We start from the raw sequence: 21,827 nt of genomic DNA, 5'->3' as shown, positions 1-21,827 counted from the left end.
GGTTCGCGCTCAGAGCAAGCCCATTCCACCCGATGCGATGATTTCCGCGCCGACGATGAACGCGGACTCGGGCGCGCTCAGGTGCAGCACCGTCGACGCGATTTCGTCCGGCGTGCCGAACCGGCCGATCGGGACGAGGCCCTTGATCTTGTCGGCCGTCTCGTCGAGCGTCGCGGCATCGAGGCCGAGCTTGCCGTACAGCGGCGTCTGGACCGGCCCGGGGCTCACCACGTTCACCCGCACGCCGTGCGCCAGCAGTTCCGTCGACAGCGTCTTCGCGAACGAATTGACGGCCGCCTTGCTCGCCGCATACACGGACGAACCCGGCATCCCGATGTGCGCGTTGATCGAACCGTTGATCACGATCGACGCACCGCGGTTCAGCAGCGGGACGAGCGCCTGGATCTGGAAGTACGCGCCCTTCACGTTGGTGTTGAACACGAGGTCCCACATCGCCTCGTCGCTATCCGCGAACGGCGCGAGTTTCGCGACGCCCGCATTGATGAACACGGCGTCGAGCCGCGCGCCGGACGCTTCGATCGCGTCCGCCAGCGCCCGCGCCGACGCGACGCTGCCGGCCTCGTTGCGGATCGCGAGCGCGCCGTCGCCGAGCGTCTCGCGCGCGGCGGCGAGCGTCTGCTCGTCGCGGCCGGTGATGATGACCCGCGCGCCTTCGGCCGCGAATGCCCGTGCGGCCGCCAGGCCGATGCCGCTGTTGCCGCCCGTGACGAGTACCGTCTTTCCTTCGAAGCGTTGCATGATGTTCTCCTGTGAACCGGTGAGTTGACCGTGAACACAGGATGCGCGCGGCGCCCGGCGTTGCCGTACGGCCGGCGCGGCAGACATGTTCGAAATCTTCGAACGTGTTTGCCGGCGGCCGGTCCGTCGCGTGCCCGCCTGCCCCTCAGCCCGACACGTCGATCCCGTCGAGCAGGCGCTGCGCGAGCCGCGGTTCGCGCAGTTGCTCCAGCCACCATCGCAGCGCGCGGCCGTCGCGCTCGCCGCGCCAGGCGACATACAGCACGTTCGGTTCGCGCGGGTCGGCCGTTTCCTTCTCCACGAGCTCGCCGCGCGCGAGCAACGACGCGACCCGCCGGCGCGGCACCCAGCCGACGCCGAGCCCGTCGCGCTGCGCGAGGATCTTCGCGCGCATCGACGGCACCGCGAGCACCGCCTGGCCGCCGAGCAATCCATACGCGCGGCCGACGGCCCGCCGCGACGAATCGGCGACGACGACCGCGCGGTGCGCGCCGATCGCGTCCCGGGTCAGCCGCTCGCCCGCCGACGCAAGCGCGTGGCGCGGCGACACCGCGAACACCCATTCCATCGCGCCGAGCTCGAACCACTTGAAGCCCGGAATCGCCGGCGGCTCGTTGGTCGCGCCGACGACCAGATCCGCGCGACCGTCGCGCAGCGCTTCCCAGGTGCCGCCGAGCACTTCGTGCGTGAAGCGCAGCGACACGCCCGAATCGAGCGTATCGAACGCGCGAACGACCGGCAGCAGCGTGTCGAACTCCAGCACCTCGTCGCTGACGATCCACAGCCGGTCCTCCCAGCCGCTCGCGACCTGCCGCACGCGCTGCGTGAGCCGCGCGACGTCCAGCGCGAGGCGCGCCGCCTCGTCGGTCAGCAACTGGCCGGCCGGCGTGAGCTGCAGCCGGTAGCCGCGGCGGTCGAACAGCAGCGCGTCGAAGCGCGTTTCGAGCTGCCGCGCGGCGTGCGACACCGTCGACGGCGCCTTGCCGAGCCGCGCGGCCGCCCGCGACAGGCTGCCGGTGGTGCGGATCGCATCGAGCAGCGCGAGTTCGTCTTCGGACAGCATGAGGAGCACTCCGGTCGGGGATTGTGGTGGATCGTAAGGCAGCGGCGGGCGGTGGTCCAATCGAATGACGCCGTGCGCGGGGTGTGGTGGAGGCCGGGCCCGCCGGTATTCATCATGAAGCACGATCTCACGGATCCGGACGGGGCTTGCGGGCGGTGCTCATCGTTGCCGCCACGGCACGCGCCGTCCCGGGCCGCACGAAGCCGCTCGCGTGTTCCCGGAGGCCATTCAGGCAACGCACTTCCGGTATGCTGATCGGCATCAGATTCCGGCACCCGAGGTAACCACTGCGATGGACATCGCGATCCGCATCGAAGGCCGTCACGACCTGACCGGGCAAATCTTCCGGCAATTGCGCACCGCGATCATCGACGGGCGGCTCGAGGGCGGCGCCCGGCTGCCGTCGACGCGCGATCTCGCGAAGCAGCTCGGCGTGTCGCGCAAGACGACGCTCGATGCCTTCGAGCGTCTCGTCGCCGAGGGCTACCTGAACACGCGCGCAGGCGACGGCACGTTCGTCGCCGACGGCCTCGCGCGGGTTCCGCATGCGCCCGTCGCGTCGACACCGTCGCTCGTCGAGGACACGCCGCGCATCCACGCGGTCGATGCACGCGCCCTGTGGGACGACCTGCCGGACGCGCTCGCGATGCCCGCGCCGCAGGACGCGCCCGCCTTCGACTTCCGCGGCGGCGTGACCGACAAGACGCTGTTTCCGTTCGATGCGTGGCGCCGCTGCCTGCATCACGCATTGCGCCAGCAGGCGCGCGGCCCCGGCCAGTACCACGACCCGGCCGGCGATCCGCAGTTGCGCGGCGCGATCGCGCGCTACGTCGCGTTCAGCCGCGCGGTCGCGTGCGGCTGGGACGACGTGCTCGTCACGCAAGGCGCGCAACAGGCACTCGACCTGATCGCGCGCGTGGTCGTCCGGCCGGGCGACGTCGTCGCGGTCGAGAATCCCGGCTATCCGCCGGCCCGCGCGGCATTCGCATCGCTCGGGGCGACGGTGACCGGCGTGCCGGTCGATGCACACGGCCTCGTCACCGAGCGGCTGCCCGACGATGCACGGCTCGTCTACGTGACGCCGTCGCACCAGTTCCCGCTCGGGATGCCGATGACGCTGGACCGGCGCGTCGCGCTGCTCGAATGGGCGCAGCGCCGCCGCGCGGTGATCATCGAGGACGACTACGACGGCGAGTTCCGCTTCGAGGGCCGGCCGGTGGAGTCGCTGAAGAGCCTCGACCGCACGGGCCTCGTCGCGTACGTCGGCACGTTCTCGAAGACGATCTTTCCGGAACTGCGGATCGGCTACGCGATTCCGCCGCGCGCGCTGCGCGGCGCGCTCGCCAAGGCAAAGCAGATCGTCGACTGGCACACCTGCACGCTGACGCAGGCGGCGCTCGCGCGCTTCATGCTCGAAGGCGATTTCGCGCGGCACCTGCGGCGCGTGCGGAAGCACTACGACGCGCGCCGCACGATGCTGCTCGCGCATCTGCGCGGCGGACTCGCGCCGTGGTTCGAACCGATCGTGCCGACCGCCGGCATCCACCTCGCCGCGCACCTGAAACCGGGGCTCGACGAAGCCGCTCTGGTCCGCGCCGCCCGTCAGCACGACATCGGCCTGTACGGAATCTCGGCGTTCCACGTCGGCTCGGCGGCGCGCGCGGGGCTGCTGTTCGGCTATGGCGGGATCGACGCGCTGCGCATCGACGCCGCGCTCGCAAAACTGGCCGCGCTGCTGGATTCGGGCAGTTTCGGCAGCGCGCAGCTGGTTACCTGATTTTTCCCGGAATTGGCCATTCAAGCAGGCCAGTGGCACGCTTAAAGTGGGTTCTGTCGCGCCACCGTGCGCACCAACCGAAACAAGGACCCGCCATGCAACCGCGCCTGAACTTCTATACCGCCAGCCCGAACGCGATCAAGGTGATGCGCAACGCCGAGGAATTCATCGCGAAGAGCTCGATCGAGAAGCCGCTCGCCGAACTCGTCCGGCTGCGCGCGTCGCAGATCAACGGCTGTGCGTTCTGCGTCGACATGCACACCACCGACGCGCGCAAGGGCGGCGAGACCGATCGACGCCTGGCGACGGTGGTCGTCTGGCGCGAAACGCCGTTCTTCACCGACCGCGAACGCGCGGCGCTCGAATGGACCGAAGCGCTGACGCTGATCGCCGACGACCACGTGCCCGATTCCGTCTGGGAAGCCGTGAAGCCGCACTTCAGCGACACGGAACTGTTCGAGCTGTCGATGCTGATCGCGACGATCAACACGTGGAACCGCTTCGCGATCGCGTTCCGCAAGATGCCCGAGTAACGAGGCGGCGATGATGCATTCCCGCTCCAGGCGCCGCCGCGCGCTTCTTCGGTGCACGGCGCTCGCGCTCGGCGCCGCACTGCCGGCCGCCGTCCACGCACACGATGCCGGCGACAACGTGCACGCGATCATGCGGCAGGCCGTGCCCGAAGCGCCCGGCAAGCTCGTCGTCGTCGCGACCGTCGACTATGCGCCCGGCCAGGCGTCCGAGGCGCACCAGCACCTCGGTTCGGTGTTCGCGGTCGTGTCGAAAGGCGCCGTGCTGTCGCAGGTGAACGGCGGCCCGGTGCGCCGCTACCGCGCCGGCGAAGGCTGGTATGAGGCGCCCGGTTCGCGCCATCCGGTGTCGCGCAATGCGAGCGCGACCGAACCCGCGCAGCTCGTCGTGTTCGGGCTGACGGGCGAGCACGATCCGCTGAAGTCGCCGATCGATCAATGACGACGATTCAGGGGGCGTGCCGTGCCGGGCACGCGCCCGGGCGGCACGGCCCGGTTTCCCGGCCCGTGCCACGCGGCTTCCTCGCCGGTTTCGGGCGCCTCCGCTCCGCCGTTTTCTCCACCGTTTCCCCGCCGCTTCCTCATTAGCCGCTCCCTACATTCCGCCGCCGGCACACGGCCCTTCACCGCGCCGCCGCGCGCTCGTCCGCACCACCATTCGGCGCACGCTTGATCGCGATCAACGCGGGCGAAAACCCTTCCTTGAAATTAACTAACTCATCAATTAGCGTCATCCGCATGAACGCGAAATCCACCGTCGCCAGGCCGCGCGGGCGCCGCCCGTCGGTGGACGACTTCGACCTGCGCGATCACATGCTCGACGTTGCGATCCAGCTGTTCGCCGAGCGCGGCATCGCAGCGACGACGGTCGCACAGATCGCCGCGGCCGCCGGCGTCACGTCGGCGATGGTCCACTACTACTTCACGAATCGCGAGCAGCTGCTCGACGCGATCGTCGAGGAGCGGCTCGCGCAGGTCATCGCGTTCGTGTGGCGGCCGACCGCCCCGCAGGTCGAAAACGATCCGTTCGCGCTCGTCGCCGAACTCGTCGACCGCTTCTTCGACGTCACGCATCGGATGCCCTGGCTGCCGTCGATCTGGCTGCGCGAGATCGTCCATGAAGGCGGCCTGCTGCGCGAGCGGATGCTCCGGCGGATGCCGCTCGAGCATGTCGGGCGCTTCGCCGAGCGCATCCGCGCCGCGCAGCAGGCCGGCACGCTGAATCCCGCGCTCGAGCCCGCGTTCCTGTTCCATTCGATCATCGCGCTCGTGATGCTGCCGCTCGCGACCGCGAAGCTGTGGCAAAGCGCGCGCGGCCTGCCGCCGATCGATCGCGACGTGTTGCATCGCCACGTCCGCGCGCTGCTCGGCTCCGGCCTGCAACCGCCCGCCGCCGCGCCGGATGCTCGCGCGCGGCCGCGACGGAGGCCGTCGTGAACGCGGTCCGCCCGCTGCCGCTCGCGCTGGCCACCGCCGTCGCGCTGCTCGCCGGTTGCGGACGGCCCGCGGACGAGGTCCCGACCTACCAGGGCTATGTCGAAGGCGAATTCGTGTACCTGTCGTCGTCGCAGGCGGGCACGCTGACGCAACTGTCGGTCGAGCGCGGCCAGGCCGTCGCGGCCGGTATGCCGGCGTTCTCGCTCGAAGCCATCAACGAAACGGCTGCGCTGCAACAGGCGCAACATCAACTCGCGGCCGCACGCGCGCAGCTTGCCGACCTGCAGACCGGCAAGCGCCCGCCGGAAGTCGCGGTCACGCGGGCCCAGCTCGCGCAGGCCACGGCACAGGCCGCGCGGGCCGCCGCGCAACGCGCGCGCGACGAACGCCAGTACGCGGCCGGCGGCCTGTCGAAACAGCAGCTCGACGATTCGCGCACGTCCGCGCAGACCACCGCCGCGCAGGTGCGCGAGTTGCAGAACCAGGTCGACGTCGCGCGCCTGCCGGGCCGCGCGCAGCAGGTGGCCGCCCAGGCCGCGCAGGTCGATGCCGCGCAGGCGGCAGTGGCCGAGGCGCAATGGAAGCTCGACCAGAAGCGCATCGCCGCGCCCGCCGCCGGGCGCGTGTACGACACGCTGTACCGCGTCGGCGAATGGGTGCAGGCCGGCAATCCGGTCGTGCAGATGCTGCCGCCGCAGAACCTGAAGGTGCGCTTCTTCGTGCCGGAGGCCGCCATTGCGTCGCTCGCCCCGGGGCGGGCGGTCGCCATCCACTGCGACGGCTGCGCGGCCGACGTGCCGGCGCGCATCACCTACGTGTCGCGCGAGGCCGAGTACACGCCGCCCGTGATCTACAGCAACGAAAGCCGGACCAAGCTCGTGTTCATGGTCGAGGCGCGCCCGGCGCTCGCCGACGCGCCGAAGCTGCATCCGGGCCAGCCCGTCGCCGTGAGGATGCGATGAACGCGCCGCCCGCTCCGTACGCGATCGACGTCGACCGCCTGAACAAGCGCTTCGGCGACAAGCACGTCGTGAAGGACGTCTCGCTGCGCGTCGCGCGCGGCGAGATCTTCGGCTTTCTCGGGCCGAACGGCAGCGGCAAGACCACATCGATCCGCATGATGTGCGGCCTGCTCACGCCCGACTCGGGCAGCGGCACCTGCCTCGGCTACGACATCGTGCGCGACAGCGCGCAGATCAAGCGGCGCGTCGGCTACATGACGCAGCGCTTCTCGTACTGGGAAGACCTGTCGATCCGCGAGAACCTCGACTTCGTCGCGCGCGTGTACGGGATGCCCGATCGCCGCGCGGCCGTCGCGCGCGCGCTCGACGGGCTCGGCCTCGCGAGCCGTGCCGACCAGCTCACCGGCGCGCTGTCCGGCGGCTGGAAGCAGCGCCTCGCGCTCGCCGCGTGCATGCTGCACGAGCCGGAGCTGCTGCTGCTCGACGAACCGACGGCCGGCGTCGATCCGGCCGCGCGCCGCGACTTCTGGGAAGAACTGCACCGGCTGGCCGCGCAAGGCATCTCGGTACTCGTCAGCACGCACTACATGGACGAAGCCGAGCGCTGCCACAAACTCGCGTACATCGCGTCCGGCGAGCTGCTCGCGCAGGGCACGTCGGCGGAGATCGTCGCGTCGCAGCACCTGTCGACGCGCGCGGTCACCGGCGGGCACCTGACCGAACTGTCCGCGCGCTTGCGCACGATGCCGGGCGTCGACCAGACGGTCGTGTTCGGTTCCGCGCTGCACGTGAGCGGCCGCGATCGCGCGCTGCTCGACGCGACGCTCGCGCAGGTCGCGGCGCAAGCCGATGCGCAGACGGACGGTCACGCACCGCTGCAGGTCGCGCCGATCGACACCGGGCTCGAAGACGTCTTCATCTACATGATGGGCCGCGCGTCCCGGCCGCCCGGCGGAGCGGCGACATGAGCGCGTGGACGAGCCTGCGCGAGTCGTTCTCGGTCGCGCGCTGGTGGAGCATCGTGCTGAAGGAATTCCTGCAGCTGCGCCGCGACCGCGTGACGTTCGCGATGATCGTCGGCGTGCCGATCATCCAGCTCGCGCTGTTCGGCTTCGCGATCAACACCGATCCGAAGCACCTGCCGACCGCGGTGATCGTCGCCGACCCGAGCCCGTTCGCGCGCAGCTTCATCGCCGCGATGCGCAATTCCGCGTACTTCGACATCGTCGCGACGCTGCCCGACGAGGCGGCCGGCCGCCATGCGCTCGCACGCGGCGACGTGCAGTTCGTGCTGAGCGTGCCGGCCGATTTCTCGAGGCGGCTGCTGCGCGGCGAGCGTCCGTCGCTGCTCGTCGAGGCGGACGCGACCGATCCCGTCGCGACCGCGTCGGCGATCGGCGCGCTGCCGGGGCTCGTGAAGCCCGTCGCCGACAAGGACCTGATGGGCGCGCTCGCGCACCTGAACGGCCGCCCGGCCGCGTTCGACGTCGTGCTGCACCGCCTGTACAACCCCGAAGGCATCACGCAGTACAACGTCGTGCCGGGCCTGATGGGCGTGATCCTGACGATGACGATGGTGATGATGACGGGCCTCGCGATCACCCGCGAACGCGAGCGCGGCACGATGGAGAACCTGCTGGCGACGCCGGTGCGGCCGCTGGAGGTGATGACCGGCAAGATCGTCCCGTACGTGTTCATCGGGCTGATCCAGGTGTCGATCATTCTCGCCGCCGCGCGCTACGTGTTCGCGGTGCCGTTCGTCGGCAGCGTGTTCGCGATCTACCTGTCCGCGCTGCTCTTCATCGCCGCGAACCTGACGGTCGGCATCACGCTGTCGTCGCTTGCGCAGAACCAGTTGCAGGCGATGCAGCTCGCGGTGTTCTACTTCCTGCCGAACATCCTGCTGTCGGGCTTCATGTTTCCGTTCGCCGGGATGCCGAAGTGGGCGCAGATCATCGGCGACCTGCTGCCGCTCACCTACTTCAACCGCCTCGTGCGCGGCATCCTGCTGAAAGGCAACGGCTGGGCCGACCTGTGGCCGTCCGTGTGGCCCGTCGCGCTGTTCACGCTCGTCGTGATGGGCGTCGCGCTGCGCTTCTACCGGCGCACGCTCGACTAGGGGCCCGGCGATGAAACCCGCGTTGCGTCGCGCATCCCACGCTGTCCTCCGCGGCCGTGCGCTGGCCGCCGCTGCGCTGCTCGTCGCCGGATGCGCGCTCGGGCCGGATTTCCGCGCGCCGGACGCGCCGGCCACGCAGCGCTACACGCGCGATGCGGCACCGACGACGACGGCAGCCGCCGGTGGTCCGGCCGGCGCCGCGCAGACGTTCGCGCCGTCAGCGCACACGCTGCAACGCTGGTGGACGCAGTTCGGCTCGGAACCGCTGAACCGGCTCGTCGATACCGCCTGGCAGAACAGCCCGACGCTCGCCGAGGCCCGCGCGCGGCTCGACGAAGCGCGCCAGAACCATGCGGCGCAAGCCGGCGCGACGATGCTGCCGCGCGTCGACGCGAACCTGTCCGCCACGCGCGAGCAGGTCGACATCGCCGCGTTCGGGCTGCCCGCCAACGTGCCGAATCCCGGGCCGTTCACGCTGTACGACGCGTCGGTGAGCGTGTCGTACGCACTCGACGTGTTCGGCGGCAACCGGCGCGCGCTCGAAGCGCTGCGCGCCCAGGTCGACTATCAGGCCTACACGCTCGACGCCGCGCGCCTGACGCTCGCGGGCAACATCGTCGCGACCGCGATCCTGCGCGCGTCGCTTGCGCAACAGGTCGCGCTCACACGGCAGCTCGTCGATGCGCAGACGCGGCAGCTGCATATCGTCGAAGCGCGCTTCGAGGCGGGCGGCGTGTCGCGGGCCGACGTGCATGCGCAGCGCGCGCTGCTCGCGCAGACCCAGGCATCCCTGCCCCCGCTGGCGGCTCGCTACGCGCAGGCCGGCCACCGGCTCGCGATCCTGCTGGGCGCGCCGCCGTCCGGCGCCGCGCTGCCCGACCTCACGCTCGACGCACTCGCGCTGCCGCGCACGCTGCCGGTCGCGCTGCCGTCGACGCTTGCGCGCGAACGGCCCGACATCCGCGCGGCGGAGGCCGTGCTGCACCAGGCGAGCGCGAACGTCGGCGTGGCGACCGCGAACCTGTATCCGCGGTTTTCGATCTCGGCGGGAATCGGGTCGGAACGCACGCGCATCGCGGATATCGTCAGCGGGCTCAATGTGTGGAACGTCGGTCTCGGCCTGACGCAGCCGCTCTTTCATGGCGGCGAGCTGCGCGCGAGGAAGCGCGCGGCCGAAGCGGCGTACGACGCCGCGTTCGCGAGCTATCGGGAAACCGTGCTGCTGGCGCTCCAGCAGGTCGCCGACGCGCTGCGCGCGGTCGAGCACGATGCCGCCGAACTGCAGGCGAGAGACGCCGCCGCGCGAGCGGCAGCGGCAAGCAATGCGATTGCCGGCGACCGCTATGCGGCAGGCGGGATCAGCACGTTCGCGCTGCTCGACGCGCAGCGGCAGGCACTGCAGACCGCGCTCGAGCGCGCGCGCGCGCAGGCCGACCGGCTGGCCGATACGGCGGCACTGTTCCAGGCGCTGGCGGGGACCTGGGCGGACGATTCGACCCGGTGACCGGCAGGATGGCCTGGACACGCGTCGTCGGAGGCTGCTTGAGCGCTCACGGCACGACCCGCGATACGTGCGGCGCGCACCCGCGAAAAAAAACCGGCCCGAAGGCCGGTTTCTTCATACCGCATGCCGTGAGCGGCGCTCGCGCGCCGCGCGACATCAGAAGCGGTGGATCAGGCCGACGCCGACGCCGATCTGGTTCTGCTTCGAACCCGCGCCCACGCCGTCGCCGATCGACGTCGTAGCTGCGATGATCGAGGAGCCGTTGAGCGTGTTGCCGGTCGCGTGCTGGTAAGCCTCAACCGCGTACAGGCCCGTGCGCTTCGACAGGCTGTAGTACTGCGACAGCGTGACCTGGTGGTACTTGGCCGAGCTCGAGATGCCGTTCGACTCGGTCGCACGCGTGTACGCGTAGCCTGCCGCGAAGTCCCACTGCGGCGCTGCCTTCCAGTGCAGCACGGCGCCTGCCGTGTTGAAGATCGCCGTGTTGCGGAACGACGAGCCCACGCCCGGGATGTACTGAACGTTCGAGTACGACGCCGAAATGTCCCACGACGGCGAGAACTGGTAACCGGCCGTCACCGCGACGCGCTGTTGCGCCTGTGCCGTCTTGTAGCCGTTGTTGATCGACGAAACGGCCTGCTCCGCGCCGTTGCCGCTCGAGTCCAGACCGTTCTGCGCGGTCGAGTTCGCACCCCACACACCGCCGCCGAGCGTCGCGTTGTTGATGCGCTGGAAGCCGACCGCGATGCCTGCCGGGCCGTTCAGGTACTGGATCGCCGCGCTCCACGTCGAGCCGCGGTTCACGCTGCCTGCGACGCCGCCGAACGAGTACGAACCGCCGACCGTGAAGCCGTAGAACTTCGGCGACATGTAGACGAGCGAGTTGTTCGCGCGGTAGCTGGTATCCAGCGAGTCGATATCGCCCGGGTGCGCGCCGTAGTAGCCGGTCAGCCAGGTCGTCGGGCTGTACGGCGACAGCAGCGTGTAGTACGCGGTGTACTGGCGGCCAGCCGTCAGCGTACCGTACGCCTGGTTGGACAGGCCGACCCACGCCTGACGCGTGAAGATGCCGTTCGTCCATTGCGACGAGCCGTTGTTCGCGTTGAAGCCGGCTTCCAGCTGGAAGATCGCCTTCGTGCCGCCACCGAGGTCTTCGCTGCCCTTCAGGCCGAAGCGGCTGCCCGCCCAAATGCCGGTGGCCATCTGCACCTTCGAGTGACCGCCCGTGGTCGCGCCGACTGCCGACGAGTTGTTCTGGTAGGCGATAGCGTTATCGACGATACCGTACAGGGTCACGCTGCTCTGGGCGTGTGCGGCGGTAGCGGCTGCGAGACCCACTGCCGTCATGGCGAAAGCGACGCGCTTTTTCATTGATTCTCCGTCCTCAAAGAATGATTTCTTTTCTGGTGTGGTTTTATGACTGACACATGTGCGAGTACATGCCGGTGCGATTCTGACGGATTACCCATCGTTTCCCAATATGCTCGGTCGGTCATCGTATGATCGACGCAACGCACGGGTTCACCAAACGGTTACATAACACCTGAAAACGCTTGCATGGCGGGCCTTTCCGGCATTTCCCGGTGAAAACCCTAGCTTTACATTTTTACTGGTGCATCGCGACCGTCCAATGTCGTCAGACGCCTTCGGCAACAACCCTCCTACAAATGCGCGACCGCGGCTGGCGCCACGAGTCACGCCGCCGCGCAGGATCGCTGACATTCATGACACCCACGTTTCGGGACACGAAATCGTGAAAACGTTTCAGTCCGTGTGCGGGAGACCGGACGGGAGCGGCCCGGCGAACGCGGGCCGAGGGGCGATGCCTGCGCCTGTCGCGCCGGCATCGTTCAGCGCGATTCAGCGCGCGGACGGCTGCGCGATCCGCGCGTTCACCGCGTCGACGAGCGCGTTCATGCGCGCACGGATCGCCGCGTTCGAGCCGACGAGCGCGAGCGACGACGCCATGATCCGGTAGATCCGCTTGCGCGGCACTTTCGCCGGCCTCGCCGGATCGAGCCACGCATCGTGGCCGGCCAGCAGTTCGAGCGTTTCGAGGCCGATCATGATCGGCCACAGGCACGCGAGCCGCAGACGCACGAAGCGGCGCGGAATCGCCAGCGTGTACCGGCACGCGTCGCGATATTGATCGAGCGTCACGCGCAGCAGGTCGACCAGCACGCCGCGCGCGCGCGCCGACGCGTCGGGCGACATCAGGTCGGCGACGCCGAGCCGGTGCGCGGCCAGCACGTCGTCGGGCAGGTAGCAGCGGCCGATCCGCAGGTCCTTCGCGCAGTCGCGCAGGATGTTCGTCATCTGCAGCGCCTTGCCGAAACGAATGCCCTTCTCGCGCATGTCCGGCAAGTTCCAGCCGCGCGCGGCCCGCGTGTGCGCGCCGGTCATGTCGGTCCAGAATTCGCCGACGCAGCCGGCGACCAGGTACGTGTAGCGATCGAGCATGTCGCGGTCCGGCAGCGACGTGACCTGCCCCGACTGCTCGTCGGGGAACGTGCGCAGGTCGAACTCCATCCCCGACGTCAGCGTCGCGACGACCTTGCGGATCGATGCACGGTCCGCGTCCGGCTGCGCGCGCAGCAACGCGAGCATCGGCTGCATCGAGCCGAGCAGCACGTGCTCGTGCGAATCCGCCTGCATCCGCATCACGTCCTCGAGCGCGCGCGACAGCGCCGCGCCGTCGCCGAGCCGCTCGACCTCGTCGCGCAGGTCGGTCAGCAGCGCCGCGCGGCGATCGGGCGCGACGAGCGCGGTGTCGGCGATCGTGTCGGCTGCGCGCGCGAGCAGGTAGGCCAGGCCGACCGGGTCGCGCATGCCGTCTGGCAGCACGCGCAGCGTCAGGTAGAAGGAGCGGGAAACGTTCTTCAGCAGGTCGCCGAGCAGGTAGGCGGGATCGGTACGAGTCGTCATGGGTCGGAAAAATAGGCCGGCGCGGGCCCCGGACGCACACCGGCGCCGGACGCCCGCGCCGGCTCGCGAGTCGCCGCATCGTCGTGCGCGGGAGGACGTCGGCCCGGTGCGGCGATGCAAAAGTCCCGCAAGTTTAGTGCATCCGGCGCGCCCGCTCCCGGCGACGGCGGATCGCGCCGCGCGCGCGGTTGCGCTTTCCGGCCGCCCCGCACGTCTCACGCCACAACAGAAAAGAAAGACGAAAGTAATACATATGTAATTATCCGGAGCGACGATCGCGTCCCGTTCGATCCCGCGCAGCCCGGCACGCCAGGCCGTGCCGCCGGATCGACCGCCCTTTCACCGACTTCCGTTTCGAAGGTTCACCGACATGCTCTTCACGCGCCCGACCGCCCTGCGCTGCATCCCGTTCGCCTGTGCCGCCGCCCTCCTGCTTGCCGCCTGCGGCGGCGACGATGTATCGGCTGCCGATCCCACGCGCCCGCTCTCCGCGAAGGTCCAGGTGGTCGGCCATCGCGGCGCGAGCGCGCTGCGCCCCGAGCACACGCTCGCGTCGTACCGCAAGGCGATCGAGGACGGCGCGGACGTGATCGAGCCCGACCTCGTCTCGACCCAGGACGGCGTGCTCGTCGCACGCCACGAAAACGAGATCTCGGGCACGACGAACGTGTCGACGCTGCCGCAGTTCGCGAGCCGCAAGGCAACCAAGACGATCGACGGCGCGCAGCTGACCGGCTGGTTCACCGAGGACTTCACGCTCGCCGAACTGAAGACGCTGCGCGCCCGCGAGCGCATTCCGCAGATCCGCCCGGCGAATACCGCGTACAACGACCAGTTCGAGATCCCCACCTTCGACGAGATCGTCGCGCTCGCGAAACAGATGTCCGCGCAGACCGGCCGCACGATCCACCTGTATCCGGAAACCAAGCACCCGACCTACTTCCAGTCGATCAACCTGCCGCTCGAGGACCGTCTCGTCGACGCGCTGCTGAAGGATCCGTACACGGCGCGCACGGCGACCGTCTACATCCAGTCGTTCGAGGTCGCGAACCTGAAGACGATCCGCAACCGGATCAAGTCGAGCCAGCCGAACTGGAAGCTCGTCCAGTTGATGGACGATGCCGGCCAGCGTCCGTACGACTTCGTGAAGGCGAACGACAAGCGCACCTATGGCGACCTGTCGACGCGCGACGGAATGCGCGAGATCGCGTCCTATGCGAACGGCGTCGGCCCGTACAAGACGTCGATCATCGCGGTCGCCGCGGACGGCACGCTGCAGCAGCCGACGCCATACGTGCGCTACGCGCACGAGGCCGGCCTCGTCGTGCATCCGTACACGTTCCGCCCGGAGAACAACTTCCTGCCCGCATCGCTGAAGGACGGCGGCACGCCGGCCACGCGCAACACCGCGGGCTCGGTGCGCGAGATCCAGGCGTACCTGCGCGCGGGCATCGACGGCTTCTTCACCGACGATCCGGCCGTCGGCCGCACGGCCGTCGACACGTTCAAGCGCTGAACCCGCCGAACCCGACGAGCCGCTGAACGCGCGACAACCGGGCGCGGCGCACGCCGTGCCGCGCGCCGGTTGCCGCGCCGCGGTCAGATCACGCGGAAGTGGTGCGTGCCGTCCCGCTTCAGCTGGTCGACCAGCCCGTATTCCCAGTCGAGATACGCCTGCATCGCGGCGGCCGCGTTGTCGGTGCCTTCGTACGGGCGCCGGTAGCGGTCGACACGCGGCGACGCCAGGTGCGTCTCGCCATGCTCGAGCGGCAGCCCCGCGTCGATCCACGCGGCCGTGCCGCCCGTCAGCACCGAGATTGCCGCGGCAGCCGGCAGCAACGCGCGCGCGTCGTCCGCCGCGAACCGCGCGAGCAGGCTCGAGCCGCACGTGAACACGTAGCGCTTCGCCGGCGGAATCGCGGCGAGCGCGTCGCGCAATTGCGCGCGCACGACGAACCATGCGCCGGGGATATGGCGCTTCACGTAGTTCGCGCTGGTCGTCACGTCGACGATCGCGACCTCGCCCGCGGCCGCCTCCTTCAGCCAGCCCGCGAGCGTCGCGGGCGACACCTCGGTCGCCTGCGGCGTCGCCGGCACGTCGCGCGGCGGCTGGCCGCGCTCCGCGAACGCCGCCGTGCCGGCCGGTTCGACCACGTGCACATCCCAGCCCATCTGCGCGAGCCACGACGCGGTCATGTCCGCGCGCACGCCGTCGTCGTCGGCGAGCACGATCCGCGCGCCGCGCACGGCCGCGTGATGGTCGGTCTCCTGCACGAGCTGGCCGCCCGGCGTGCTCAGGAAGCCCGGCAGGTGGCCGGCCTCGTACTCCTCCGGCGTGCGCACGTCGAAGCGGTACAGCGTGCGGCCCGGCTCGTCGAGCGCGGCGACCTCCGCGAGCGCGATGCGCGGCACGCCGGCGCGCTCGGCCACCGCGCGCGCGGCGCGGCGTGCTTCCTCGCGTTGCGCGGTATCGATGTCGTCCAGAAACCGTCGCGCGGCGCCGTGCTCGAGCGTCTGGCCGGCGAGCGTCCAGCCGATCGTGCCGTTGCGCAGTGCCGCGACCGGGTTCGGCAGCCCGGCGTTGATCAGCGACTGCGTGCCGATGATGCTGCGCGTGCGGCCCGCGCAGTTCACCACCACCCGGGTTTCCGGATTCGGCGCGAGCGCGCGCACGCGCAGCACGAGTTCCGCACCCGGCACGCTCGTCGACGTCGGGATGTTCATCGTCCGGTATTCGTCGAAGCGGCGCGCATCGACGATCACGACGTCGGCCTGCGCGTCGATCAGCGCCTGCACTTCCTGCGCGGACAGCGACGGCGTATGGCGCTCGGCCTCGACCCACTCGCCGAACGACTTGCTCGGCACGTTCACGTCGATGAACAGCTCGCCGCCCGCGGCGAGCCAGCCCGCGAGGCCGCCGTCGAGCAGGCGCACGTCGGTATAGCCGAGCTGCGCGAGCTTCGCGGCCGCACGCGGCGCGAGATCCTCGCCGCCGGCTTCGCCGAACACGACGATCGGCGTGTCGCGGCGCGGCATGCGCGTCCACGCGTCGAGTTCGAGCTTCGACAGCGGAAAGTTCGCGGCCCACAGCGGATGGCCCTGCGCGTACGGGTCTTCCTCGCGCACGTCGATCAGCGCGAGCTCGTCGCGGGCCAGCAGGCGCGCGCGTACGTCCTGGTACGACGCGACGGGGAAACGGGAAATGGAATCGGCGGATTGCGTCACGATGTCTCTGTCGGAATCGGTTGAAGTCGGAGAAGAAAACAAACGGAAAACGGATGAATCTTGGCCCACGGGCGTGTGCTCGCAACGGCGCGGGCGACACACGGGATCACGCGTTCGAATAGCCGGACACGAACGGCTTCACGGTGCCGTCGTCGAGGAACACCGCGCGTTCGACCTTGCCGATGTTGGCGCCGTACACGTGGATGCTGATCGACACCTGGTCCGCGAATGCGTTGGTCACGCGATGGACGTCGCCGATGCGCGGCGACACCGCCTCGACCTCGCCCGGCTGCAGCCGCACCGCGTCGCCCGACGGCACCGGCTTGCCGGTTTCATCGAACCGGTACGGCTGCGAAAACTCGCCGCCGCGCAGCATCCCGATCAGCCCCCACACCGTATGGTTATGGATCGGCGTCGTCTGGCCGGGTCCCCATACGAAGCTGACGATGGAAAACCGCTCGTCGGGATCGAGATGCAGCAGGTACTGGCGGTAGCGCTCGGGATCGGGCTGCGCGAACGCGTCGGGCAGCCAGTCGTCCTGCGCGACGAGTGCGGCGAGCAGCGCGCCGCCCTCGTCGAGGATGCGTGCCTCGTTCGCGCCGGACGCGAGCAGTGCGCCGAGCCCGTCGACGAACGGACGCAGCGGCGTCTGCCGCAACGAAAGCGTACTCATCGGCTGCCTCCTCGAATATGATGCCGAATATGATGGATCGTCATGATGCACCCGAAATACCATGCAGAACAAACATGAAAATTAGCGATATCGATGCTTTTGCAGCGGTCGTCCGCGGCCAGTCGCTGAGCCAGGCCGCGGCCGAGCTCGGGATGACGCAGCCCGCGATCACGCGGCGCGTCCAGAATCTCGAGGAAGCGCTCGGCGTCACGCTGCTCGACCGCAACACGAAGCCGCCGCGCCCGACCGACATCGGCCGGCAGGTGTTCGAGCAGTGCCGCGCGATCCTGCGCGAAGTCGATGCGCTGCGCGAACTGACGGCCGGCCGGCGGCCGCCCGCCGGCGAATTCCGCGTCGGCCTCACGCAGGGGCTCGGCGAGTTGATGCTGCCCGGCCTGATCGCGCGGCTCGCCGCGCAATGGCCGGCACTCGCCACGCAGGTCACGACCGCCTGGGGCGGCATGCTCGTCGAGCGGGTCGCGCGCCGCGAGCTCGACGCGGCGCTGGTGTTTCTGGCCCGCGAGATGGTGGTGCCGCCGCAGGTCGAGGGCGAGCGGCTGCTGGCCACGCGGCTCGTCGCCGTCGGCCGCAAGGGTGACTGGCCGCGCCGCAGCTACCGGCTCGCCGACTGCCATGCGCGCGGCTGGGTGCTCAATCCCGACGGCTGCGGCTTCCGCGCGGGCCTGCGCCGAGCGCTCGACGCGCAGGGGCTGCCGATGCCGGTCACGCTCGACACGTATGGCCGCGACCTGCAATTGCAGAGCGTCGCGAACGGTTTCGGCATCGGGCTGATGCCGCTGCCGCTGCTCGAAGGCAGCCCGCTGCGCAACGCGCTCGACATCGTGCCGCTCGCCGATTTCAAGCCGCAGATCGATCTGTGGCTGCTGCACCGGCAGGACGCCGCGCGCTTCGCGGCGCCGCTCGCGACCGTGGCCGCGCATGCACGCACCGCGTTCGCGCTGCCCGCGGATGCCGGCGAGCACGACGAGGCCGCTTGACCAGGGCGGGCGACGTCTGCACGGCGTCGTCACGTTTGCGTTGACTACCACGCCGCCCTGCTCACGCATCGTTTCGACCGGATGCCGGCGCATCGTGCGACGTCCGGCCCGCGTCCGCGTTCGTGGTTGCGGTTCGCGCCGGCACGCTGCGTGACGTCGCATCCGAATCCGCATTCGACGTGATGCTTCGCGCCGCCGCCTCGAGCGCCGCACGTCCGGCCGCGACCGCGATCGCGTCGTCCTGCGGCGTATGCACGCGGCTGCACAGCACGTCGCGATAGTGACGTTCGAGCGGATTGTGGCGGCTCAGCCCGTGATTGCCCGACAGCTTCAACGCGTGCTCGACGGTGCGGATCGCGTGTTCCGTCACGGTTCGCTTGACGAGGCCGCTCGTCGTCAACGCCGGCGCATCGCCCGCATCGGCACGCGCGATGTGATCGTCGAGCAGCACGCGGTTCGTGTGCAGCCACCCTTCGATCTCGCCGACGGCCTCCTGCACGCGCGGCAGCGTCGCGAGCGGCGCACCGAGCCCGCTCGGCGCGCGCGTCGCCGCGAAATCGAGCAGCCAGTCGCGCGACGCACGTGCCACGGCATCGTAGAGACTGCCGAGCAGCGCGACCATCCAGGCCTGCTGGTCGGCCTGCGCGTCGACATCCGCATGACTCGCGGCCGACACGGCCCACGCATCGGGCGCGCGCACGTCCACCGCATGATCGGCGGGCAGCCGCACGTCGTCGAACACGACCTCGTGGCTGCCCGACGCGCGCAGGCCCAGGTGATTCCAGCTTTCGATCACGCGGATGCGCGCGTCGTCCTCCGCGTCACGCTCGCGCGGCACGAGGAACACGCCGACGCGCGGCTCGGGCTCGTCGGTGCGGGCCCACACGGCGAGCCAGCGCAGCGCCGGAATGCCGGTGCTGTACAGCTTGTGGCCGGACAGCCGCCAGCCGTCGCCGTCGCGACGCGCAACCGTTTCGGGCAGGCCGCCGCGCGACGGCGACCCGAGCGCCGGCTCGACGCGCAGCGCGTTGATCAGTGCGCCTTCGTCGACCGCGCTGTCGAACACGGCACGCCGCAGGCGCGCGGGCCAGCGGTTGTCCGCGCGGCCGAGCGCGCGATGCTGCAGATACGTCATCGTCAGCACCAGCGCGGTCGCGGGATCGGCGCGTGCGACCGCGGCCACGATGCGGCTCGCCTGCGCGAGCGTCGCGCCCGCGCCGCCATGCTCGCGCGGCACGACCTGCGCGATCAGCCCCGCGCGATGCAGGCGCGCGAAGTTCTCGTGCGGGAAGCGGCCGTCGAGATCGTTGCGGGCCGCGTCGGCGGCGAGGTCGGGCGCGAGACGCTCGAGCAGCACGGCAACGCGTGCATCGTCGGCGGGCAGATGGCGCAGCGACGACTGCGGCGGTTGCGGCGAGGAAGCGGCAAGGCTGGCGGACATCGGTACGGATTCCCTCGGTGACTGGGTAGCGGGGTAGCGGGGTAACGTAACAGCGATAACAGCGGAGATCGATCGGCAAGTGGCGCGGCGGCGCGTGAAGCCGGCGGCGACCGGCTGCGGTTTCGCGGGCGTTCGTCGCGACCGCTCGCGCACGCATCCGCCTTCAGCACGCCAACCGGGCCGCAGACTCCGAATCGCGTGCCGATCCCGCTCATGCCCGGCACGAAAACGCCGCACGACATGCAGCCGGCGCCCTTCCGGTTCGATTGCGAGCCCACAGCGTATGCGCAACGCACACGCGCCCAAACCATGCAAATCTGATATTCAAATCGGGATTGATTATTTCCGTTTCGCATGATCCCGGCGGTAATCTGCGCTCCATTCCCGCCCCCGCCGGCCATCGCTCGCCGCGCCGGGCCGTCCTTGCATCGGAGACCCAGATGAGCGTCGAATTCATCGGCATGATCCAGAGCCAGAAGCAGTCGGAAATCCATCCGCCTGCCGGCCCCGTCGTCGACCCCGACTACGTGCGCGACTTCGCCCGCGCACACGAAACGGCCGGCTTCGACCGGATCCTCGTCCCGCACCACTCGACCGGCCCGTCGGCGACGCTGACGATCGCGTTCGCGGCCGCGGCGACCGAACGCATCCATTTCATGCTCGCGCATCGTCCGGGCTTCACCGCGCCGACGCTCGCCGCCCGGCAGATCGCGACGCTCGACCAGTTCAGCCGCGGCCGGCTCGCCGTGCACTTCATCTCGGGCGGCTCCGACAGCGAGCAGCAGCGCGACGGCGACTTCCTCGGCCACGACGCACGTTACGCACGCACCGACGAATACCTCGGCATCCTGCGTCGCATCTGGACCGAAACGCAGCCGTTCGATCACGACGGCGCGCACTACCGCTTCACGCAGGGCTTTTCGGAAGTCAAGCCGTTCCAGCGGCCGCACGTGCCGATCTACTTCGGTGGCGCCTCGGAAGCGGCGCTGGAAGTGGCCGGCAAGCACGCGGACGTCTATGCGCTGTGGGGCGAATCGCTCGACCAGGTGCGCGACCTGACGACCCGCGTGCGCGCCGAAGCCGCGAAGCACGGCCGGCAGGTGCGCTTCTCGGTGTCGTTCCGGCCGATCCTCGCGGCGACCGAAGACGAAGCGTGGGCGCGCGCGCACCGGATCCTCGACGAAACCCGCCGGCTGCGTGAAGCGGCCGGCCTCGGCAGCGGCGGCCCGCAGCAGAGCGAAGGCGCGCGGCGCCTGCTCGCCGCGGCCGAACGCGGCTCGCGCGTCGACAAGCGGCTGTGGACCGAGATCGCGAAACTCACCGGCGCGCGCTCGAATTCGACCGCGCTGGTCGGCACGCCCGAACAGGTCGCCGACGCGCTGCTCGACTACTACGACCTCGGCGTGACGACGTTCCTGATCCGCGGCTTCGATCCGCTCGAAGACGCGATCGACTACGGCCGCGAACTGATTCCGCGCGTGCGCGGCGCCGTCGCGGCACGCGACGCGGCGCGCCGCGCAGCCTGACGCCAACGGAGACGCCTGCCATGTCCGCCGTCCTGTCTTCGTCAGCGCCCGCGCGCACCGCGTCGGGCCTCGTGCTCGCCGACACGCCGCGCCAGCATTTCTGGTTCGATCCGCCCGCGCCGCGCATCGACGTCGCCGCCGAGCGCCGCCACCGGCAGGAACGGCTCGCGGCCGCGTTCCGCCTGTTCGCGCGCTTCGGCTTCGCATCGGGCCTCGCCGGCCACATCACCGCGCGCGATCCGGAACTGCCCGACCACTTCTGGGTGAATCCGCTCGGCGTGCATTTCTCGCGGATCAAGGTGTCGGACCTGCTGCTCGTCAACGCGCGCGGCGAAACCGCGATCGGCAACCGGCCGCTGAACAAGGCCGCGTTCGCGATCCATGCGGCGATTCACGACGCGCATCCGCACATCGTCGCGGCCGCGCATACGCATTCGACCTACGGCAAGGCCTGGTCGACGCTCGGCCGCCCGCTCGACCCGCTGACGCAGGACGCGTGCGTGTTCTACGAGGACCACGCGCTGTTCGACGATTTCACGGGCATGGTCGTCGATACGAGCGAAGGCGCGCGGATCGCGGACGCGCTCGCGAAACCCGACGGCGGCACGCACAAGGGCGTGATCCTGAAGAACCACGGCATCCTGACGGCCGGCCCGACGGTCGAGGCCGCCGCGTGGTGGTACATCGCACTCGACAACGCCGCGCACACGCAGTTGCTGGCCGAAGCGGCCGGCACGCCGCAACCGATCGATCACGCGACCGCGCGACACACGCACGGCCAGATCGGCGGCCCCGACGGCGCATTGCATGCGTTCGACAGCCTGTTCGCGCGCGTCGTCGCCGACGAACCCGACCTGCTCGACTGAGCGCCTGCCGCACCACCGGAAC

19 protein-coding genes are annotated in these 21,827 nt (G+C 70.0%); 12 read left to right on the top strand and 7 right to left on the bottom strand.

Translation table 11 applies throughout. The features are described 5' to 3' along the window. Positions 1–9: 9 nt before the first annotated feature. Positions 10–759: an SDR family oxidoreductase gene (locus tag DIE22_RS17780; RefSeq protein ID WP_124498041.1), complete on the bottom strand. Its 750-nt coding sequence runs from the start codon at positions 757–759 to the stop codon at positions 10–12. Positions 760–904: 145 nt separating this feature from the next. Then, positions 905–1,822: a LysR family transcriptional regulator gene (locus DIE22_RS17775; protein ID WP_124605692.1), complete on the bottom strand. Its 918-nt coding sequence runs from the start codon at positions 1,820–1,822 to the stop codon at positions 905–907. Positions 1,823–2,114: 292 nt separating this feature from the next. Between DIE22_RS17775 and DIE22_RS17770 the strand changes: the two genes are divergently transcribed. From DIE22_RS17770 to DIE22_RS17735, 8 genes are all read left to right on the top strand, one after another. Further along, positions 2,115–3,599: a PLP-dependent aminotransferase family protein gene (locus tag DIE22_RS17770; protein WP_124605691.1), complete on the top strand. Its 1,485-nt coding sequence runs from the start codon at positions 2,115–2,117 to the stop codon at positions 3,597–3,599. Between the two features lie 95 nt (positions 3,600–3,694). Beyond that, a complete protein-coding gene (locus tag DIE22_RS17765; protein ID WP_124605690.1) occupies positions 3,695–4,132 on the top strand; it encodes a carboxymuconolactone decarboxylase family protein in 438 nt (145 codons plus the stop codon). Positions 4,133–4,142: 10 nt separating this feature from the next. After that, positions 4,143–4,571: a cupin domain-containing protein gene (locus DIE22_RS17760; RefSeq protein ID WP_185640639.1), complete on the top strand. Its 429-nt coding sequence runs from the start codon at positions 4,143–4,145 to the stop codon at positions 4,569–4,571. Positions 4,572–4,867: 296 nt separating this feature from the next. Continuing rightward, positions 4,868–5,566, top strand: coding sequence for a TetR/AcrR family transcriptional regulator (locus tag DIE22_RS17755; protein WP_124498059.1), 699 nt, complete (start codon positions 4,868–4,870; stop codon positions 5,564–5,566). Next, positions 5,563–6,528, top strand: a complete 966-nt coding sequence (locus tag DIE22_RS17750; protein ID WP_124605689.1) for an HlyD family secretion protein — start codon at positions 5,563–5,565, stop codon at positions 6,526–6,528. Before DIE22_RS17755 ends, DIE22_RS17750 begins: the two co-directional genes overlap by 4 nt. Beyond that, the gene (locus tag DIE22_RS17745) at positions 6,525–7,496 is read left to right on the top strand and encodes an ABC transporter ATP-binding protein (protein WP_124605688.1); all 972 of its coding nucleotides are present in this window, start codon (positions 6,525–6,527) and stop codon (positions 7,494–7,496) included. Before DIE22_RS17750 ends, DIE22_RS17745 begins: the two co-directional genes overlap by 4 nt. Continuing rightward, positions 7,493–8,647, top strand: a complete 1,155-nt coding sequence (locus DIE22_RS17740; RefSeq protein WP_124498035.1) for an ABC transporter permease — start codon at positions 7,493–7,495, stop codon at positions 8,645–8,647. Before DIE22_RS17745 ends, DIE22_RS17740 begins: the two co-directional genes overlap by 4 nt. Before the next feature lie 10 nt (positions 8,648–8,657). Next, positions 8,658–10,151 carry an efflux transporter outer membrane subunit gene (locus DIE22_RS17735; protein ID WP_124498034.1) on the top strand — a complete coding sequence of 498 codons (1,494 nt, stop codon included), beginning with the start codon at positions 8,658–8,660 and terminating at the stop codon, positions 10,149–10,151. Positions 10,152–10,307: 156 nt separating this feature from the next. Here the strand turns inward: DIE22_RS17735 and DIE22_RS17730 are convergent, their stop codons facing one another. Further along, complete coding sequence (locus DIE22_RS17730) at positions 10,308–11,522, bottom strand: porin (RefSeq protein ID WP_124498033.1); 1,215 nt, start codon at positions 11,520–11,522, stop codon at positions 10,308–10,310. A 489-nt stretch (positions 11,523–12,011) separates the two neighbouring features. After that, entirely contained in the window at positions 12,012–13,076 is a 1,065-nt protein-coding gene (locus DIE22_RS17720) for a phytoene/squalene synthase family protein (protein WP_124498031.1), read from the bottom strand. A 370-nt stretch (positions 13,077–13,446) separates the two neighbouring features. On the opposite strand from DIE22_RS17720, the gene DIE22_RS17715 reads away from it, so the two are divergent. Next, positions 13,447–14,592, top strand: coding sequence for a glycerophosphodiester phosphodiesterase (locus DIE22_RS17715; protein ID WP_124498030.1), 1,146 nt, complete (start codon positions 13,447–13,449; stop codon positions 14,590–14,592). Between the two features lie 83 nt (positions 14,593–14,675). Here the strand turns inward: DIE22_RS17715 and DIE22_RS17710 are convergent, their stop codons facing one another. Further along, positions 14,676–16,301 carry a rhodanese-related sulfurtransferase gene (locus tag DIE22_RS17710; RefSeq protein WP_124498029.1) on the bottom strand — a complete coding sequence of 542 codons (1,626 nt, stop codon included), beginning with the start codon at positions 16,299–16,301 and terminating at the stop codon, positions 14,676–14,678. Positions 16,302–16,407: 106 nt separating this feature from the next. Then, on the bottom strand, positions 16,408–16,974 hold the full coding sequence (locus DIE22_RS17705; RefSeq protein WP_124605687.1) for a cysteine dioxygenase: 567 nt from the start codon (positions 16,972–16,974) through the stop codon (positions 16,408–16,410). 74 nt (positions 16,975–17,048) lie between these two features. On the opposite strand from DIE22_RS17705, the gene DIE22_RS17700 reads away from it, so the two are divergent. Then, positions 17,049–17,972, top strand: coding sequence for a LysR family transcriptional regulator (locus tag DIE22_RS17700; RefSeq protein WP_124498027.1), 924 nt, complete (start codon positions 17,049–17,051; stop codon positions 17,970–17,972). Between the two features lie 61 nt (positions 17,973–18,033). On the opposite strand, the gene DIE22_RS17695 is transcribed toward DIE22_RS17700, so the two are convergent. Next, on the bottom strand, positions 18,034–19,413 hold the full coding sequence (locus tag DIE22_RS17695) for an acyl-CoA dehydrogenase family protein (RefSeq protein WP_124498026.1): 1,380 nt from the start codon (positions 19,411–19,413) through the stop codon (positions 18,034–18,036). 440 nt (positions 19,414–19,853) lie between these two features. Between DIE22_RS17695 and DIE22_RS17690 the strand changes: the two genes are divergently transcribed. Beyond that, positions 19,854–20,939, top strand: coding sequence for an LLM class flavin-dependent oxidoreductase (locus DIE22_RS17690; RefSeq protein ID WP_124498025.1), 1,086 nt, complete (start codon positions 19,854–19,856; stop codon positions 20,937–20,939). Positions 20,940–20,959: 20 nt separating this feature from the next. Next, positions 20,960–21,805, top strand: coding sequence for a class II aldolase/adducin family protein (locus DIE22_RS17685; protein ID WP_124498024.1), 846 nt, complete (start codon positions 20,960–20,962; stop codon positions 21,803–21,805). Positions 21,806–21,827: the final 22 nt, after the last annotated feature.

This window comes from Burkholderia sp. Bp9142 (genome assembly GCF_003853415.1).
Classification (GTDB): domain Bacteria; phylum Pseudomonadota; class Gammaproteobacteria; order Burkholderiales; family Burkholderiaceae; genus Burkholderia.
Note: the sequence above shows the minus strand (reverse complement) of the source record. Positions and strands in the feature narration are given on the sequence as shown.

Bases quoted from the DNA above. Each gene is read 5' to 3' on its own strand.
- DIE22_RS17745 (WP_124605688.1), top strand. From the start codon at position 6,525: ATGAACGCGCCGCCCGCTCCGTACGCGATCGACGTCGACCGCCTGAAC.
- DIE22_RS17735 (WP_124498034.1), top strand. From the start codon at position 8,658: ATGAAACCCGCGTTGCGTCGCGCATCCCACGCTGTCCTCCGCGGCCGT.
- DIE22_RS17760 (WP_185640639.1), top strand. From the start codon at position 4,143: ATGATGCATTCCCGCTCCAGGCGCCGCCGCGCGCTTCTTCGGTGCACG.
- DIE22_RS17780 (WP_124498041.1), bottom strand. From the start codon at position 759: ATGCAACGCTTCGAAGGAAAGACGGTACTCGTCACGGGCGGCAACAGC.
- DIE22_RS17720 (WP_124498031.1), bottom strand. From the start codon at position 13,076: ATGACGACTCGTACCGATCCCGCCTACCTGCTCGGCGACCTGCTGAAG.
- DIE22_RS17740 (WP_124498035.1), top strand. From the start codon at position 7,493: ATGAGCGCGTGGACGAGCCTGCGCGAGTCGTTCTCGGTCGCGCGCTGG.
- DIE22_RS17765 (WP_124605690.1), top strand. From the start codon at position 3,695: ATGCAACCGCGCCTGAACTTCTATACCGCCAGCCCGAACGCGATCAAG.
- DIE22_RS17730 (WP_124498033.1), bottom strand. From the start codon at position 11,522: ATGAAAAAGCGCGTCGCTTTCGCCATGACGGCAGTGGGTCTCGCAGCC.
- DIE22_RS17700 (WP_124498027.1), top strand. From the start codon at position 17,049: ATGAAAATTAGCGATATCGATGCTTTTGCAGCGGTCGTCCGCGGCCAG.
- DIE22_RS17775 (WP_124605692.1), bottom strand. From the start codon at position 1,822: ATGCTGTCCGAAGACGAACTCGCGCTGCTCGATGCGATCCGCACCACC.
- DIE22_RS17755 (WP_124498059.1), top strand. From the start codon at position 4,868: ATGAACGCGAAATCCACCGTCGCCAGGCCGCGCGGGCGCCGCCCGTCG.
- DIE22_RS17715 (WP_124498030.1), top strand. From the start codon at position 13,447: ATGCTCTTCACGCGCCCGACCGCCCTGCGCTGCATCCCGTTCGCCTGT.
- DIE22_RS17695 (WP_124498026.1), bottom strand. From the start codon at position 19,413: ATGTCCGCCAGCCTTGCCGCTTCCTCGCCGCAACCGCCGCAGTCGTCG.
- DIE22_RS17770 (WP_124605691.1), top strand. From the start codon at position 2,115: ATGGACATCGCGATCCGCATCGAAGGCCGTCACGACCTGACCGGGCAA.
- DIE22_RS17685 (WP_124498024.1), top strand. From the start codon at position 20,960: ATGTCCGCCGTCCTGTCTTCGTCAGCGCCCGCGCGCACCGCGTCGGGC.
- DIE22_RS17705 (WP_124605687.1), bottom strand. From the start codon at position 16,974: ATGAGTACGCTTTCGTTGCGGCAGACGCCGCTGCGTCCGTTCGTCGAC.
- DIE22_RS17690 (WP_124498025.1), top strand. From the start codon at position 19,854: ATGAGCGTCGAATTCATCGGCATGATCCAGAGCCAGAAGCAGTCGGAA.